This is a genomic window from Mycolicibacter longobardus, from assembly GCF_002102265.1.
Taxonomy (GTDB): domain Bacteria; phylum Actinomycetota; class Actinomycetes; order Mycobacteriales; family Mycobacteriaceae; genus Mycobacterium; species Mycobacterium longobardum.
Genome location: NZ_LQPG01000055.1, coordinates 113,337 through 130,094 on the forward strand (window position 1 = coordinate 113,337; position 16,758 = coordinate 130,094).

Genomic DNA, 16,758 nt, shown 5'->3' on the forward strand with positions numbered 1-16,758 from the left:
AAGTCCCGACTCCGGGCGTCAGGTGCGGGTCTTCGTGCCCTGTCCGGGAGGGGTGAACAGAGCGCATCGTGAAAGGGTCACGGGCCATTCGGGGCTCAGCGTGGAATTCCGCTCAGGGCCGCGAGGGAAGAAAGGGGCCGGACCGTGGATCAACAGCCTGCGGGTTACCCGGAGGACGCGGCGCTCCGGGAGACGATCCGAACCGCGCTGCTGTTGGCGGCGCGCGCGCCGTCCGTGCACAACTCCCAGCCGTGGCGCTGGCGGGTTGATGTGACGACACCCACGCCCCGGCTGGATCTGTACGTCGAGCCCGATCTGCAGCTGCGCAATATCGACCCCGACGGCCGGGGCATGATCTTGAGTTGCGGAGCGGCCCTGCACCACTGTGTGATCGCGCTGGCCGCGCTGGGCCACCAGGTCAAGGCCCACCGGCTACCGGACCCGGCGAACCCTGACCATCTGGCGTCGATCGAGCTGTGCCCGCTCGGCCCGGCGGAGGATCTCTGTCAGGTCGACGTGGCGCTGGCCGCGGCGATCCCGCGGCGGCGCACCGACCGCCGCTACTTCAGCGGCTGGCCGGTGGCCGCGGCCGACATCGCGTTGATGGGTGCGCGAGCCGCCCGTGCAGGGGTGATGCTGCGCCAGGTGGACGCGCTGGACCGGCTCAACGCGGTGGTGGCCCGGGCCGTCTTCGAGCACCGCACCGACTACGACTATCTCGCCGAGCTGACGACGTGGAGTGGGCGCTACGGGTCGGTGGCCGGTGTCCCGGCGCAGAGCGTGCCGACCCCGGCCGCCGACGCACCCATTCCCGGCCGGCTGTTCGCCGGCTCGGTGCTGCCCCAGCCGCCGGGCGCCGTCCCCGCCGAGGACCGCGCGGTGATGCTGGCGCTGGGCACCGAGGGCGACGACCGCCTGGCGCAGCTGCGCGCGGGTGAGGCCACCAGTGTGGTGTTGCTGACGGCGACTGCGCTGGGGCTGGCCAGCTGCCCGGTCACCGAGCCGCTGGAGATCGCCGAAACCCGTGCCGCGGTGCGCCGCGACGTCTTCGGGACGAGCGGCTATCCGCAGATGCTGCTGCGGGTGGGCTGGGCCCCGATCAACGCCGACCCGTTGCCCGCCACCCCGCGACGTTTCCTGAACGACACCGTCGAATGGCAGGTGCCGCTGGACGTGGGGTCGAGGCGTGACACCGTCAGAGAAGCGGCGCCGACCAGCGCAGCACGGTCCCGCCCCCCGGAGCTGACTCGACGTTGAAGGTCCCACCGGCTTCCTCGGCTCGGCGACGCAGGTTGGTCAGGCCGCTGCGGGTCACCACGTCCGGCATACCGCGGCCGTTGTCGGTCACTTCGATGCTCAGATCGTCTTCGACTTTGATCTGCACGGCCAACTCGGTGGCGCCCGAGTGCCGGACCGCATTGCTGACAGCCTCGGAGACCACCGCCTCAGCGTGATCGGCCAGCGGCGGCTCCACCACCGACAGCGGACCGATGAACTGCACGGTGGTGTGCAGCCCCGAGCCGGCGAACTGAGCGACCGCGTTGTCCAGTCGTTGCCGCAGCCGGGTCACTGTGGAGGAGGTGCCGTGCAGGTCGAAGATCGTGGTGCGGATCTCGCCGATGATTCCCTGCAGGTCGTCGACCGCGTCGGACAGCCGGCGCTGCACCGTGGCGTCCCGGGTTCGCGGAATGGTGCCCTGCAGCGACAATCCGACCGCGAAAAGCCGTTGAATGACATGGTCGTGCAGGTCGCGTGCGATCCGGTCCCGGTCGGTGACCACGTCCAGTTCGTGCATCCGGCGCTGTGTGGTGGCCAACTGCCAGGCCAGCGCGGCCTGATCGGCGAACGCTGCCATCATGTCGAGTTGTTCGATGCTGAACGGCACCGCGTCGCCGTGCCGCAGCACCACCACGACGCCGGCCACCGCGTCGGTGGCGCGCAACGGCAGGATCAGCGCCGGCCCCGCCACGTCGGCTCCGGTCAGCGTCAGCCGGTCCACCCGGCGCGGCGCGCGTTGTGCAAACGCCTCGCCGACCGTGGTGCCGGTGACCGGGATCGTTTCTCCGGCGATGGAATCCATTGCTGCGCCGATGGTTTCGACCACCAGAAGTTCACTGATCTCGGCTTCCGGGGCATCCTCGTCGAGCGGGATGGCGACCAGCGCCGACTCGGCACCGGTCAGCTTGCTGGCCTCCTCGGCGATCAGCCGGAACACCGTGGTGGGGTCGGTCCCGGACAGCAGTTCGGTCGCGATGTCGCGGGTGGATTCGATCCAGGACTGTCGCGCCTTGGCCTGGGCGTACAGCCGGGCGTTGGCGATGGCGATCCCGGCCGCGGCGGCCAGCGCCTGCACCAGCACCTCGTCGTCCTCGCTGAATGGCTGCCCGTTGGCCTTCTCGGTGAGGTACAGATTGCCGACCACCTCGTCGCGCACGCCCACCGGAACACCCAAGAATGTCCGCATCGGCGGGTGGTGCGGCGGAAAACCTATCGACGCAGGATGTTTGGAGAGGTCGTCGAGTCGCAGGACCTGGGGTTCGTCGATCAGCAGGCCGACCACGCCCACTTGCTGGGGCAAGCGACCGATCTGGGTGAACGTCTCGTCGTCGATGCCCTCGTAGACGAACTGCAGCATTCGGCGGTTGTGGTCGTGCACTTCCAGCGCACCGTATTTCGCATCGACCAGGGTGGTGGCGGTCTGCACGATGGTGCGCAGGGTGGCGTCGAGTTCCAGACCCGAGGTGACCACCAGCATCGCCGCCAGCAGCCCGTCGAGGCGGTCGCGGCCCTCCACGATCTGCTCGACCCGATCCTGGACGCCGGCCAGCAGTTCGCCCAGCCGCAATTGAGAAAGCTTGTCGTGCAGCGGGTTCGGTCCTTCCGCAGATGCGTGGTCAGTCATTCCGGGAGCGTTCGAGTTTGGTGGCGAACACCGCGGCCTGCGTCCGGCGTTCCATGCCCAGCTTGGCCAGCAGCCGCGATACGTAGTTCTTGACGGTCTTCTCCGCCAGGAACATCCGGTCGGCGATCTGCTTGTTGGTCAGGCCCTCGGCGAGCAGGCTCAGCAACGTGCGTTCCTGCTCGGACAGTCCGGACAGCGGATCGGGCTTGGCGGCGGCGCCGCGCAGTTTGGCCATCAATGCTGCCGCGGCACGGTTGTCGAGCAGGGACCGTCCGGCGCCGACGTCCTTGACGGCGCGGGCCAACTCCATGCCCTTGATGTCCTTGACGATGTAGCCGCTGGCGCCGGCCAGGATGGCATCGAGCATCGCCTCGTCAGAGGTGAACGACGTCAGGATCAGGCACCGCAGCTCCGGCATCCGAGACAGCAGATCGCGGCACAGCTCGATGCCGTTGCCGTCCGGCAGCCGCACGTCGAGCACCGCCACATCGGGGCGCAGCGCCGGTATGCGAGCGAGGGCTTCGGCCACCGAGCCGGCTTCGCCGACCACATCCAGCTCGGGATCGGCGCCGAGCAGGTCGATCAGGCCGCGGCGTACCACCTCGTGATCGTCCACCAGAAAGACTCTGACCACATCGCGTCCTCTCCGCTGAAGGCACTGACCACGGTAGCGGCGTGACCCGCGGATTCCCAGGGTCCAAAGCCCCGATCCGTGGGTGAATTACGCTTTCGACGTGGACTCCTCGGCCCTCAACGCGTTGTTCGACCTGACCGGACGTACCGCCATCGTGACCGGCGGCAGTCGTGGCATCGGATTGGCGGTAGCGCACGGACTGGCCGCCGCCGGCGCCAACGTGGTGGTGGCCAGCCGCAAGAGCGAGGCGTGCGAACGTGCGGCGCAACAACTGTGCCAGGCCGGTGCCGACGCCATCGGAGTGCCAACCCATCTCGGCGATGTCGATGCGATCCAGCAATTGGTGGACACCACCGTCGAGCGGTTCGGCGGCGTGGACATCGTCATCAACAACGCGGCCAACGCGCTGGCCCTGCCGTTGGGCGAGATCACCCCGGAGGCGTTGAGCAAGTCGTTCGCGGTGAATCTGCAGGGGCCGGTACTGCTGGTGCAGGCGGCGCTACCGCACCTTCGGAAGAGCAACCACGCCGCGATCGTGAATGTGGTGTCCGCCGGAGCCTTCGTCTATTCACCGGCGACTTCGATGTACTCGGCGGCCAAGGCCGCGTTGGTGTCCTTCACCCGATCCATGGCCGCCGAGTTCGCGTCATCGGGGATCCGGGTCAATGCGCTTGCCCCCGGACCGGTCGACACCGACATGGTGCGCAACAACCCGCCGGAGTTCATCGCCGCATTGCGGGCCGCCACCCTGCAGCAGCGCATCGCCGCCCCTGATGAAATGGTCGGTCCGGTGCTGCTTCTGGTTTCGGATGCGGGCAGCTACATCACCGGTCAGACGATCCATGCCGACGGCGGGATGGTGGCGCGGTAGCTTCGCGGCGGCGACCCTCCCCCGCAAGCGGGAGGTGCCCCCATGTGCCCGGTTCCGCCGCGCCGGTGATCTCCCGGCTAACCCGGGCTCAGGGGAATGGCACACTTGCCCGCCTGGTAGCGACAACAGCGGGTGCGTGCACGAGCCCACTGCGATTTGTCGCTCGAAGGCGGGCAACCATCGCTATGGGGTCTGGTTGGGCACTAAGGGGTCCGGCCGGGAACGCGGCAAATCTCGATACCATTCAGCTTTGACTGAACGGTATTGCCGCTAGTCTTGCTTGGTGGCGCGCAGCGCCTGCGCCGCTCCGCCCAGGAACGGGGTGATGATGTCCACCGGCAGTGGGAACACCACGGTGGAGTTCTGGTCTGCCCCCAGCTCCAAAAGTGTTTGCAGGTAACGCAGTTGCAGTGACGCCGGGTTCTTCGACAGCGTCTCGGCGGCCTGGCTCAGTTCCTCGGAGGCCTGCAGTTCGCCGCGGGCGCTGATCACCTTCGCCCGGCGCTCGCGTTCGGCCTCGGCCTCGCGGGCCATCGCCCGCTGCATCGACTCCGGGATCTCCACGTCCTTGATCTCGACCACCCGCACCTGCACGCCCCACGGCTCGGTCTGCTTGTCGATGATCGTGCGCAGGTCGGCGTTGAGGTCGTCGCGGTGCGCCAGCAGGGTGTCCAGATCGGCGCGGCCCAGCAGTGAGCGCAGCGTGGTCTGGGCGATCTGGGAGGTGGCCACCGCGTAGTTCTCCACCGCCATGATGGCGTTGAGCGGGTCGATGACCTGGAACATCACCACCGCGTTCACCCGGGCCGGCACGTTGTCGCGGGTGATCACCTCCTGCGGGGGGATCGTCAGGGTCACCACCCGCTGGTCCACCCGGATCAGCTTGTCCGCCAATGGAATCAGGAAGCGTAGACCGGGCTGGTAGAGCGGACGGGCATGGCCCATCCGGAACACCACGCCACGCTCATACTCCCGCAGCACGTTGAGCGAGAAATACGCCAGCGTGGCCAGCGCGACGATGACCAGCACCAGCACCGTGATCAGTCCTTCACTCACTTCAGCTGCTGCCTCCTGGTTGACGAGTCATCGGAAAAGCCGCCCCACCGGGTGGAGTACCGGTCGATGGCGGCCTCGACCTGCAGCGCCTCCTCATCGGCGACAAGGCGGTGCGGCCGGTCGTCCGGGGCGTTGCTTGGAGTGTTCCACAGGTGCCGCAGCAGGGGAATGCTGCCGGCTCCCACCACTGCGACCGTCGTCGCCAACACCAGCACGTCGGCGGCCGAGTGGTTCACGAACAACGTCGCCACCGGCAGCACAATCCCGAAACCTGCTACCGCGCAGGCGATACCGCGGTGGAATCGCCCGGTCTCCGAGTGCGGCCACGGATCGACGGCCCGGCTGATCTCCCGGCCGTGGCCGGAGGTGGTACAGGTGTCCTTGACCGGGCAGGCGTTGCAGATCGACGGCGTCGCCCGGTATCGCATCACCCGGTTCTCCGGGTCGAACGACGTCGGCCAGAGCCACTGATCCTCCGGGCACTTCCACGCGTCATGGTCGTCGTGGTAGACGAACTTGCCGGTGCGCCACTGGGCGGCGCGCTCGGAGGTCCGCTTGGCCATCCGGTCGAAGCCCCAGGCGAAGGACAGCAGCAGCAGTGCGTAGCCGGCGACCAGCCATACCCATGTCGCCGGTCCGCTCATGCTCAGTCCTTGCCCGCGGCCGCGGAATCCACGGCGACCTCGGTGTAGAGCGGGTGCTCCGGCAATTCGTCGACCGTCTCGCCGGAGCGGAAGTTACGCAATGCGATCCAGGCGATCCAGACGAAGGGCAGCACACCGCCGACGATCAGGATCGCATCACCGGGCAGTCGCATCCACTCCAGCAGTGCGTTGCCGGGCTGGGTGATGTAGCCCAGCGACCGTGCCTCGAAATAGCCGGCGTTGACCGAGTGGAACAGTTGCAGCACGCCCAGCGGCAGCAGCGTGACGAACACCATCCACGCCAGGCCGATGTTCATGCACCAGAAGGAGAGCCGGGCCAGCTTGTTCGGCCATTTCTCCGCCGGGATCACGTACCGGAAAGCGAACATCGCCAGTGCCACCGCGAGCATGCCGTAGACCCCGAACATCGCCGCATGCGCGTGGTTGGCGGTCAGTGCGGTGCCGATCTCGTAGTAGGACACCACCGGCAGGTTGATCAGGAACCCGAAGATGCCCGCGCCCAGGAAGTTCCAGAACCCGACGGCGACCAGGAACATCACCGCCCAGCGAGCCGGGAAGCTGTTCTGCTCGCCGGCCTCCTGCCGAGCACCCAGCTGCAGGAACGCCCATGCCTCCACGGTCAGGAAGGTCAGCGGGATGACCTCGGCGGCGGAGAAGAATGCGCCCAGCGCCATGTGCTCCACCGGAGTCCCGGAGAAATACAGGTGGTGCATGGTGCCGATCACGCCACCGGCGGAGTACAGGATGATGTCGAGGAAGATCACCAGCAGCGCGACGCGTTCGCGCACCACCCCGAGCTGGACGAACATGTAGGCCACCATGGCGGTGGTGAACAGCTCCAGGAAGTCTTCCACCCACAGGTGCACCATCCAGAACCGCCAGAAGTCGGCGACCGAGAAGTGCGCCTCGCTGCCGGCCAGCAGGCTGGCCGCGTAGAACGTCGGGATGGCCAGGCCGGTGTAGAAGAACACCCAGGGCAGGTTCATCTTGGAGGTGGTCGCCAGCTTCGCGCGCATGCCGCGCCAGATGATCACGATCCACAAGAACATGCCGACGATCAGCAGCACCTGGAACAACCGCGGCAGGTCCAGGAACTCCCACTGTTGGGAGAACACGGTGCCCGGCTTGATCACCCCGAAGATCGACAGCGCTTCGAACGCCAGGGATCCGAAGACCACCACCGCCAGCGCGCCGAGCAATACGTAGACCAGCACCGACTGCTTGGCTGGTTCGCGCCGGGTGATGAACGGCGTCAGGAAGATACCGCCGGCCAGGAACGCCGCCGCGGTCCAGAACAGCGACAGCTGCAGGTGCCAGGTCCGGGCCAGGTTGTAGGGGAGGATCTTCGCCAGGTCGATCCCGTAGAACTCCGCGAGATCCGCACGATAGTGCTCGACGGCGCCGCCGAGCAGGACCTGCGCCAGGAACAGCACGGCGACCACGGCGAAGATCCAGATCGCGGCACGCTGCGAGCGGGTCAGGGGAACCTCGCCGGGCTGGCGGAAGTGCAGCTTGGTCGTCTCGGTGCCGTGCCAGCCGATGTTCTGGCTCCAGCGGCCGTAGACGGTGAACATGATCCCGATGCCGCCGAGGAGCATGATCAGCGACAGCACCGACCACACCACGACCGATCCGGTCGGACCGTTGTCGACACGCGGCTCCGACGGCCAGTTGTTGGTGTAGCTGTAGTTGTGGCCGGGCCGGTCGGCCGCCGCCGCCCACGCGGTCCAGGCGAAGAAGGCGGTCAGGTCGCGGATCTCGCCCGGCTCGGTGATCATGTGCGGCAGCAGGCCGTACTTGGTGGAGGCCTCGCCGAAGTAGTCGGCGTAGTACCTCTCGATGTCGTTGAACGCATTGATCTGCTTGTCGGTGAACACCAGGGTCTTGGTGTCCGCGTTGTACCGGTTGGTCCGGAATTCGGCGACCACCTCGTCATGCGGGTTCGTCAGGCCCTGTGCCTTGAACTGGTCGGCCACGTTCTCGGTGGCCAGCCGCAGGTACTCAGCGGTGTAGTCCGGGCCCAGGTATGCGCCGTGGCCCAGCACCGAGCCGTACTGCATGAGGCCGCGGGCCTGATACAGCTCCTGGCCGCGGGTGATGTCGGCGCCGGTGAACAGCTCCTGGCCGGTTTCGCTGACCACCCTCTCGGGCAGCGGCATCGACGCCGTGTAGGTGCGGTAGGCCAGGATGCCCATGACCAGGAATCCGAAGATCATGACCAGGGCCACGCCCTGGGCCCAGCCTCTGCCGATGAGCGGCGCGGCGTGGCCTGAATCGCTGCTGGGCGTGCCCAATTGTGCTGCTTCGGTGCTCATGAACCGGGACGCTAACAGTATTGAGGACGAAAGTTCGCGAAACTGATAGGCGCCTCACGGATTTGGGGTCCGACGTTAGTTTTGCTACTGACCAAATGCCCCTTGACTAGAAGTACGACATCACGTAGTAGGCGCCGTTCTGCAGGCCGGAAAGGAAGACCATGCCCCGACTCCGCGAGATCCCGCGCGCCGAAGTGACCGACGAGCAGATCCTGTTCTTCTACGACCGGCTGTTCGGCCCTGATATAGACCCGGCAGCCCCCGCGGCGTCCGGGGGACACCGCACCGTCCACGGCACACCGGGTGACTGGTGGACGGTGTTCGCGCAGGCGCCCCAGGTGTTCGCCCATGCGGTGCGCGGGTTCGCCCTGTACCGCAACGCCTCCCTGGACCCGCTGCTGCGTGAGCTCGGTCAGGCGCGAGCCGGCTACGCACGAGGCAGCCAGTTCGTCTTCTCCCAGCACTGCAAGCAGATGCGTTCGCTGGGCATGTCCGAAGCCAAGATTGCCGCGTTGCCGTCCTGGCAGGTCAGCGACGCGTTCTCCGGGATCGAGCGGGCGGTGCTGGCCTACACCGATGCCCTGGTCTATGACGGCGGGCGGGTGGCCGACGAGGTCTTCGCGGTGCTCAAGGCGAACCTGTCCGACCCCGAGATCCTGGAGCTGACCTACATCACCTGCATGTATGACATGCACGCCACCATCTGCCGGGCGCTGCGCCTGGAGTTCGACGACCGGCCCGAGCCGATCGAGGAGGTCCGGGTGCCGGAGGGGGCGGCGGTCGCCGACCTGTCGGCAGACCTGGCCGGGGAGTAACGGCCGGCCTGCTGGTTGGCCTGACGTGGCTGAGTTTGTCGGTGCCCGGGTGCAGCATCTCCCATGTGCTCGACGCGGTGCTTCCCCTGCAGTGCGGGGGCTGCGGCGCCCCGGGAACCCGATGGTGCGCGGTCTGCGCCGCACAGCTGACGGCCGGACCGGATCAGCCGCGGTTGGTGAGCCCGCGGCTGGATCCGCAGGTGCCGGTGTTCGCGCTGGGCCGCTACGCCGGGGCCCGCCGGCAGGCGATCGTCGCGGTCAAGGAGCGCGGGCGTACCGACCTGATCGCTCCGCTGGCATGGTCGCTGGCCGGGGCGCTGCACCGGCTGCTGTGCTGGCGGATGCTGGAGTTGCCGCTGACCCTCATCCCGGCTCCCACCCGGCGTAGCGCCGCCCGGCGCCGCGGCGGTGACCCGATCGGGCGGATCGCGGCCACCGTGGCGGCCCGCCACGGCGGCCTGACGGTGGCTCCGGTGCTGCGGATGCGGGCCCTGGCCCGCGACTCGGTCGGCCTGGGCATCGGCGCCCGGGAACGCAACGTTGCCGGCCGGGTGCTGCTGCGCCGGGGCCGGCTGCCCGCGGCGGCCGGCCCCGGTGACGTCCTGCTCGTCGACGACGTCGTCACGACCGGTGCCACCCTTGCCGAGTCGGTGCGGGTGCTGCGATCTGCCGGAATTCCGGTGGCCGCGGCGTTGGTGATCGCATCGGCATGAGACGGCAACCAAATGGTGCGCCAAATCGGTGGCAAGTCCTCGGCGGCATGGCTACGGTCGTCATCAAGAGGTCCGGTGGACCATCGAGCTGTAGCACCACGTGGTCGAGACGACAGAAAAGAGTGTCGAGCATGGCAAATCAATTCGTGGAAACCAGCCGCACGCAGGCCGACGCCGACGAGAGCCCCGATCAGTCGGGAGCGGAGATCGTCGTCAAGGGCCGCAACGTCGAGATACCAGACCACTTCCGGGTTTACGTCGCGCAGAAGCTGGCGCGCCTGGAGCGGCTGGACCGCTCCATCCGCCTGTTCGACGTCGAACTCAAGCATGCGAACAATCGCCGCCAGCGAAAGTCCTGCCAGCAGATCGACATCACCGTGCACGGCCGCGGGCCGGTAGTTCGCGGCGAGGCCCGCGCCGACAGTTTCTACGCCGCGTTCGAGGCCGCCGTCGACCGCCTGGAGGGCCGGCTGCGCCGCGGCAAGGACCGCCGCAACGTCTCCTACGGCGACAAGACTCCGCTGTCGCTGGCCGAGGCGACCGGGGCCACCACCACCCTGGACCCGGACGCCCTCGCCGCGGCGTTCAACCGGGACGGCACCGCCGAACCCGACCACCGCGACGGTGCCGGGCACGGCGAAGGTGCCGGCGCGGCCCATGAGCCGGGCCGGGTCGTGCGGACCAAGGAGCACGCCGCCACGCCGATGTCCGTCGACGACGCGCTGTATGAGATGGAGCTGGTCGGTCACGACTTCTTCCTGTTCAAGGACAAGGAGACCGATCAACCGTCGGTGGTCTACCGCCGGCACGCGTACGACTACGGCCTGATCCGTTTGGTCTGACGCCGTTCATCCGACCCGGCGGGAACGCCGCCCCGACACCTGCTCTGCCGCCGCATTGCCGCTCGTCGCAACGGTGTCACCTACCATGGGTGACGCTCGTAATACCGGAGACTGAGTAGGGGACCAGCCGTGCTGTCCAAGTTGCTGCGTTTTGGTGAAGGCCGGATGGTCAAACGGCTCAGGAAGGTCGCCGACTACATCGACACCCTCTCCGACGACGTCGAGAAGCTCACCGACGCGGAGCTGCGGGCCAAGACCGACGAATTCCGGGAGCGCTACGAAGGCGGCGAATCGCTCGACGACCTGCTGCCGGAGGCGTTCGCGGTGGCCCGCGAGGCCGCCTGGCGGGTGCTGAGCCAGCGGCCGTTCCACGTCCAGCTGATGGGCGGGGCGGCCCTGCACTACGGCAACGTCGCCGAGATGAAGACCGGTGAGGGCAAGACCCTGACCTGTGTTCTGCCGGCCTACCTCAACGCGATCGCCGGCAAGGGCGTGCACGTCGTCACCGTCAACGACTACCTGGCCAAGCGCGACAGTGAGTGGATGGGTCGCGTGCACCGCTTCCTCGGCCTGGAGGTCGGGGTGATCCTGTCGCAGATGAGCCCGGACGAGCGGCGCGTCGCCTACAACGCCGACATCACCTACGGCACCAACAACGAGTTCGGCTTCGACTATCTGCGCGACAACATGGCGCATTCGCTGGACCAGCTGGTGCAGCGCCCGCACAACTTCGCCATCGTCGACGAGGTCGACTCCATCCTGATCGACGAGGCCCGCACCCCGCTGATCATCTCCGGGCCGACCGACGGCAGCTCCAACTGGTACACCGAGTTCGCCCGGATCGTGCCGCTGATGGAGAAGGACGTTCACTATGAAGTGGACCTGCGCAAGCGCACCATCGGTGTGCACGAGCTCGGGGTGGAGTTCGTCGAGGACCAGCTCGGCATCGAGAACCTGTATGAGGCCGCGAACTCGCCGCTGGTCAGCTACCTCAACAACGCCCTGAAGGCCAAGGAGCTGTTCAACCGCGACAAGGACTACATCGTTCGCAACGGCGAGGTCTTCATCGTCGACGAGTTCACCGGCCGCGTGCTGGTGGGGCGGCGCTACAACGAGGGCATGCACCAGGCCATCGAGGCCAAGGAGCGGGTGGAGATCAAGGCCGAGAACCAGACCCTGGCCACCATCACCCTGCAGAACTACTTCCGGCTCTACGACAAGCTCGCCGGCATGACCGGCACCGCCGAGACCGAAGCCGCCGAGCTGCACGAGATCTACAAGCTGGGCGTGGTGCCCATCCCGACCAACAAGCCGATGGCGCGTACCGACCAGATCGACCTGATCTACAAGACCGAGGAGGCCAAGTTCCTCGCGGTCGTCGACGACGTCGCCGAGCGTTTCGAGAAGGGTCAGCCGGTGCTGATCGGCACCACCAGCGTGGAGCGCTCGGAGTACCTGTCCAAGCAGCTGACCAAGCGTCGCGTCCCGCACAACGTGCTCAACGCCAAGCAGCATGAGCGCGAGGCGCACATCATCGCCGAGGCGGGTCGGCGCGGCGCGATCACGGTGGCCACCAACATGGCCGGCCGCGGTACCGACATCGTGCTCGGCGGCAACGTCGACTTCCTGGCCGACCAGCGGTTGCGCGACCAGGGCCTGGACCCGGTGGAGACCCCGGATGAGTACGAGGCCGCCTGGGATGCGGTGCTGCGCGAGGTCAAGGCGGAGGCGGCCGCCGAGGCTAAGGAAGTGATCGAGGCCGGGGGCCTCTACGTGCTGGGCACCGAGCGGCACGAGTCGCGGCGTATCGACAACCAGCTGCGCGGCCGGTCCGGCCGGCAGGGTGACCCGGGCGAGTCCCGGTTCTACCTGTCGTTGGGCGACGAGCTGATGCGACGGTTCAACGGGGCGGCGCTGGAGTCGCTGCTGACCCGGCTGAACCTGCCCGACGATGTGCCGATCGAGGCCAAGATGGTCACCCGGGCGATCAAGAGCGCGCAGACCCAGGTCGAGCAGCAGAACTTCGAGATCCGCAAGAACGTCCTCAAGTACGACGAGGTGATGAACCAGCAGCGCAAGGTGATCTACGCCGAGCGCCGCCGCATCCTGGACGGCGAGAACCTGGCCGAGCAGGCCCACGACATGCTCGTGGACGTGATCACCGCCTACGTCGACGGTGCCACCGCCGACGGGTACGCCGAGGACTGGGACCTCGAGCAGTTGTGGACGGCACTGAAGACCCTGTACCCGGTGGGGATCGACTATCACGAACTGCTGCATGCCGACGACATCGGCGAGGCCGACGACCTGACCCGCGAGGAGTTGCTGGAGGCGCTGCTGGCCGACGCCGAGAACGCCTACGCCGCGCGTGAGGCTCAGGTCGACGAGACCGCGGGGTCCGGCGCCATGCGGGAGCTGGAACGCGGTGTGCTGCTGAGCGTTCTCGACCGCAAGTGGCGCGAGCACCTCTACGAGATGGACTACCTCAAGGAGGGCATCGGCCTGCGGGCGATGGCTCAGCGTGACCCCCTGGTGGAGTACCAGCGGGAGGGCTTCGACATGTTCACCGGCATGCTCGACGGGCTCAAGGAGGAGTGCGTCGGCTTCCTGTTCAACGTCGCCGTCGAGGCAGTGCCCAAGCAGTCGGTGGCACCGGTGGACGCCCCCGAGGGGTTGGCGGAGTTCGCGTTGCGCGCCAAGGGAATCGACGGCGCCAACGGCGCCAACGGTGCCGACGGCGCCGATGGCGCAGCGGGGCTGACCTACTCCGGTCCCGACGAGGACGGCTCGGCGAAGGTCCGGCGCAACCGTGACCTGCAGACGGCGGGGTCTGGCGGTTCCCGCCGCGAGCGCCGTGAGGCCGCCCGCCGGGAAGGCCGTGGGTCCCGGATGCCGAAGACACCGCGCAAGAGCTGAGGCCGGTGACGGCTGGAAGCCCTCAGCCGATGGCGCCGACCCGTCGCGCGTGGCTTCGCCGCGCTTGCGATCGGCGCTAGCCGATGTGCAGCGCGACGATCTGCCAAGTTGTGCCGTCTCCGCCGGCTCCGGGCCTGGAAACCGGCTCGACGCGGCAGGCCAGCGCATGGGTGCGCCGTCCGCGCCGGTAGGTCCCGAAAACCTCTACCGCGCTGGCCGGTTCACCGGAACCGGCCGGCTGGACGCGCACCCGCTGGAGCGTCGCGGGCTCGGTCCGGCCCGGCGGCGTCACCGGGCGCACCGACAGCACCGATTCGGCCAGCCCGGCAGCCAGCAGCGGATGTAGGTGCGTCGGCGGCCGGCGTTGGTCCACGACCTCCAAGACCCGGCGCAGCGCGGCGTCGGCGAACATCGCGGCCGACTGCAGCCGCGGCGGCAGCATGTGGCGCACCGCCGGGCGCATTCTCGGCGGGTGCGCGCGGCGAGGCCGGGCCGATCGCGCCGATGCCCGCTGCGCGGGCCGGTACGGCAGTGCGGCGCGGGCAGGTGGTTCGTAGTCGACCACCGGTGCGACGGTCGGGCTCAGCGCAGGTGCGGGGTCGGTCGTCACGGCAGCTCTCCAAAGTCGATCCGGCGGATGGGCCTGCTGGAGAGTGGCAGGACGTGCCCGGCGATCATCGCACAATCGCCGCCGGTGCGTATCCGCGTGCGCAGCGCTGCAGCGGCGGGCTACCGTGAGCGGCAGTGTTTTTCTGCGATCTCCGGGTGCGGCGCCCGGCCGGATCGAGTCAGCAGGGAGGAGGGGCCGCGATGGTGAACCGGCTGTCGGCGTCGGATGCCTCGTTCTACCGGCTGGAGAACACGACCACGCCGATGTACGCGCAGTCGCTGTACATCCTGCGCAAGCCGCGCAACGGACTGAGCTACGAGAAGCTGCTGGAAACCGTCGAGCAACGGCTGCCGCAGATCCCGCGGTACCGGCAGAAGATCCGCGAAGTCACGATGAACCTGGCCAGCCCGGTCTGGGTGGACGACCACGAGTTCGACATCACCTACCACGTGCGCCATCTCGCGGTGCCCTCGCCCGGCAGCAACCGGCAGTTGCACGAGCTGGTCGCGCGCCTGGGTCAACAACCGCTGGACCGATCCCGGCCGCTGTGGGCGATGTATCTGATCGAAGGGTTGGCCGACAATCGGATCGCCCTCTACCTCAAGTCGCACCTGACGCTGGTCAACGGAATGGCGGCGCCGGCCCTGGGGCACGTCCTGGTGGACCGGACGCAGCGCCCGCCGCCGTTCGATGAAGACATCTGGGTGCCGCGGCACGAGCCCGGTTCGGTGGAACTGGTGCTCGGTGCGGTGGGGGACTGGGTGGCAGCCCCGCGCGCCCAGCTGCGTGCGGTGGGGTCCACGGTGGGCAGCCCGCTGGGCTGGGCGAGCCGCAAGGCCTTCGACGCCGCACGGACCATCACGCGCGGCGCGGCGCCGCGCAGTCCGCTCAATACCCAGGTGTCGCAGAACCGCCTCTTCACCGTGGCGCAGGGCGAGCTGGAGGACTATCGCACGGTGCGGGCCCGCTACGACTGTGCCATCAACGACGTGGTGCTCGCCGTGATCACCGGCGCGCTGCGCAACTGGCTGCTGTCGCGCGGCGAACCGGTGCCCTCGACGCGCACCGTGCGGGCCCTGGCGCCGTTGTCGGTGTACCCGGACCACGAATTCGACTCGGCGGGCCAACCCATCGGTTCCGTCACACCGTTTCTGGTGGACCTCCCTGTGGGAGAACCCAATCCCGTGGTCCGGCTCTCCCAGATCGCCTACGCCACCGAGTCGCATCCCACGTCGACCGGCCTGGTGGACGCCCGCACCATCTTGACCGTGGCGGGCTTTGCCCCGCCGACTCTGCACGCGATGGGCGTTCGGGTTGCGACCGCTTTCGCCGGGTTCTCCGGGCGGGTGTTCAACCTGTTGATCACCAATGCGCCCGGTGCGCAGCGCCAGCTCTACGTCTGCGGCGCGAAACTGCTCGAGAGTTACAGCGTGCCTCCGCTGCTGCCCAACAAGGCATTGACCATCGGGGTGACGTCCTACAACGGCAAGCTGTATTTCGGGGTCAACGCCGACCGCAAGGCGATGAGTGATGTAGGCATGGTCTCGGCGCTGTTGGACGAGGCGCTCGCCGAACTGTTGGAGGCGGCCAAGTGAGTGACGAATTCGCAGCTGTCGACCAGCGGCTCGCCGACGATGTGTACGAGCGGGAATTGCTCCGGCTGCAAAGCGAATTCGTCAAGCTCCAGGAATGGGTCCGCCAAACCGGCGCCCGCATAGTGGTGATCTTCGAGGGACGCGATGCCGCCGGCAAGGGCGGCGTGATCAAGCGCATCACCGAATACCTCAGCCCGCGCGTGGTGCGGATCGCGGCTCTTCCGGCCCCCACCGAACGCGAACGCGGGCAGTGGTACTTCCAGCGTTACGTCGCGCACCTGCCGGCGCGCGGTGAGATCACGCTGTTCGACCGGTCCTGGTACAACCGTGCCGGGGTGGAGAAGGTGATGGGATTCTGTACGCCCGAAGAGCATTCGGAGTTCCTGCGGCAGGCCCCGGTCTTCGAGCAGCTGCTGATCGACGACGGAATTCTGCTGCGTAAGTACTGGTTCTCGGTCTCCCAGGAAGAGCAGCTGCGCCGATTCCGCAAGCGGCGCAACGATCCGCTGCGACAGTGGAAGCTCTCCCCGATGGACCTGCAGGCGCTGCACCGCTGGGACGACTACTCCCGGGCCCGTGATGAGATGCTGGCTCACACCGATGTGGCCCCAAGCCCTTGGTATCTGGTCGAGTCGGAGATCAAAAAGCACGCGCGGCTGAACATGATGTCGCATCTGTTGTCGACCATTCCCTACTCCGAGGTGCCGCATGAGCGGGTGGATCTGCCGAAGAAGCCCGTCATGACCGGCGATTACCGGCGGCCCGGGCGCGGCAACTTCCACTACGTCGACGACTACGCCGCTGGGCTGCTGGGCGAGGTGTGA

The 16,758-nt window shown here is 67.8% G+C and carries 14 protein-coding genes; 8 read left to right on the plus strand and 6 right to left on the minus strand.

All coding sequences use genetic code 11. The features are described from left to right. Positions 1–144: 144 nt before the first annotated feature. Entirely contained in the window at positions 145–1,257 is a 1,113-nt protein-coding gene (locus AWC16_RS21955) for an Acg family FMN-binding oxidoreductase (protein ID WP_085266824.1), read from the plus strand. On the opposite strand, the gene AWC16_RS21960 is transcribed toward AWC16_RS21955, so the two are convergent. Both AWC16_RS21960 and dosR read right to left on the minus strand, forming a co-directional pair. Further along, positions 1,196–2,902 carry a GAF domain-containing sensor histidine kinase gene (locus AWC16_RS21960; protein ID WP_085266825.1) on the minus strand — a complete coding sequence of 569 codons (1,707 nt, stop codon included), beginning with the start codon at positions 2,900–2,902 and terminating at the stop codon, positions 1,196–1,198. The genes AWC16_RS21955 and AWC16_RS21960 overlap by 62 nt on opposite strands. Beyond that, positions 2,895–3,536 (minus strand): hypoxia response regulator transcription factor DosR/DevR, encoded by a 642-nt coding sequence (gene dosR, locus AWC16_RS21965; RefSeq protein WP_085266826.1) that lies wholly within the window; start codon positions 3,534–3,536, stop codon positions 2,895–2,897. Before dosR ends, AWC16_RS21960 begins: the two co-directional genes overlap by 8 nt. 100 nt (positions 3,537–3,636) lie before the next feature. Between dosR and AWC16_RS21970 the strand changes: the two genes are divergently transcribed. After that, on the plus strand, positions 3,637–4,407 hold the full coding sequence (locus AWC16_RS21970; protein ID WP_085266827.1) for an SDR family NAD(P)-dependent oxidoreductase: 771 nt from the start codon (positions 3,637–3,639) through the stop codon (positions 4,405–4,407). Between the two features lie 270 nt (positions 4,408–4,677). Here AWC16_RS21970 and AWC16_RS21975 read toward each other — a convergent pair whose 3' ends face one another. From AWC16_RS21975 to AWC16_RS21985, 3 genes are read right to left on the minus strand one after another with little or no spacing between them, the layout of a single operon-like run. Then, a complete protein-coding gene (locus AWC16_RS21975; RefSeq protein ID WP_420094316.1) occupies positions 4,678–5,448 on the minus strand; it encodes a slipin family protein in 771 nt (256 codons plus the stop codon). An 11-nt stretch (positions 5,449–5,459) separates the two neighbouring features. Continuing rightward, positions 5,460–6,107, minus strand: coding sequence for a hypothetical protein (locus tag AWC16_RS21980; protein WP_085266829.1), 648 nt, complete (start codon positions 6,105–6,107; stop codon positions 5,460–5,462). A 2-nt stretch (positions 6,108–6,109) separates the two neighbouring features. Further along, on the minus strand, positions 6,110–8,443 hold the full coding sequence (locus tag AWC16_RS21985; RefSeq protein ID WP_085266830.1) for a nitric-oxide reductase large subunit: 2,334 nt from the start codon (positions 8,441–8,443) through the stop codon (positions 6,110–6,112). A gap of 161 nt (positions 8,444–8,604) precedes the next feature. Between AWC16_RS21985 and AWC16_RS21990 the strand changes: the two genes are divergently transcribed. The 4 genes from AWC16_RS21990 (at position 8,605) to secA (ending at position 13,729) form a co-directional block, all read left to right on the plus strand. After that, positions 8,605–9,258, plus strand: coding sequence for a carboxymuconolactone decarboxylase family protein (locus AWC16_RS21990; protein ID WP_085266831.1), 654 nt, complete (start codon positions 8,605–8,607; stop codon positions 9,256–9,258). 65 nt (positions 9,259–9,323) lie between these two features. Then, on the plus strand, positions 9,324–9,971 hold the full coding sequence (locus AWC16_RS21995) for a ComF family protein (RefSeq protein WP_085266832.1): 648 nt from the start codon (positions 9,324–9,326) through the stop codon (positions 9,969–9,971). Between the two features lie 131 nt (positions 9,972–10,102). Then, on the plus strand, positions 10,103–10,813 hold the full coding sequence (gene hpf, locus AWC16_RS22000) for a ribosome hibernation-promoting factor, HPF/YfiA family (protein WP_085266833.1): 711 nt from the start codon (positions 10,103–10,105) through the stop codon (positions 10,811–10,813). Positions 10,814–10,942: 129 nt separating this feature from the next. Continuing rightward, the gene (gene secA, locus AWC16_RS22005; protein WP_085266834.1) at positions 10,943–13,729 is read left to right on the plus strand and encodes a preprotein translocase subunit SecA; all 2,787 of its coding nucleotides are present in this window, start codon (positions 10,943–10,945) and stop codon (positions 13,727–13,729) included. Positions 13,730–13,805: 76 nt separating this feature from the next. Here the strand turns inward: secA and AWC16_RS22010 are convergent, their stop codons facing one another. Further along, the gene (locus tag AWC16_RS22010; RefSeq protein ID WP_085266835.1) at positions 13,806–14,339 is read right to left on the minus strand and encodes an Rv3235 family protein; all 534 of its coding nucleotides are present in this window, start codon (positions 14,337–14,339) and stop codon (positions 13,806–13,808) included. A 200-nt stretch (positions 14,340–14,539) separates the two neighbouring features. Here AWC16_RS22010 and AWC16_RS22015 point away from each other — a divergent pair, with 200 nt between their 5' ends. Beyond that, complete coding sequence (locus AWC16_RS22015) at positions 14,540–15,934, plus strand: WS/DGAT/MGAT family O-acyltransferase (RefSeq protein ID WP_085266836.1); 1,395 nt, start codon at positions 14,540–14,542, stop codon at positions 15,932–15,934. Further along, positions 15,931–16,758 carry a polyphosphate kinase 2 gene (ppk2, locus tag AWC16_RS22020; RefSeq protein WP_085266837.1) on the plus strand — a complete coding sequence of 276 codons (828 nt, stop codon included), beginning with the start codon at positions 15,931–15,933 and terminating at the stop codon, positions 16,756–16,758. The genes AWC16_RS22015 and ppk2 overlap by 4 nt, the downstream gene beginning before the upstream one ends.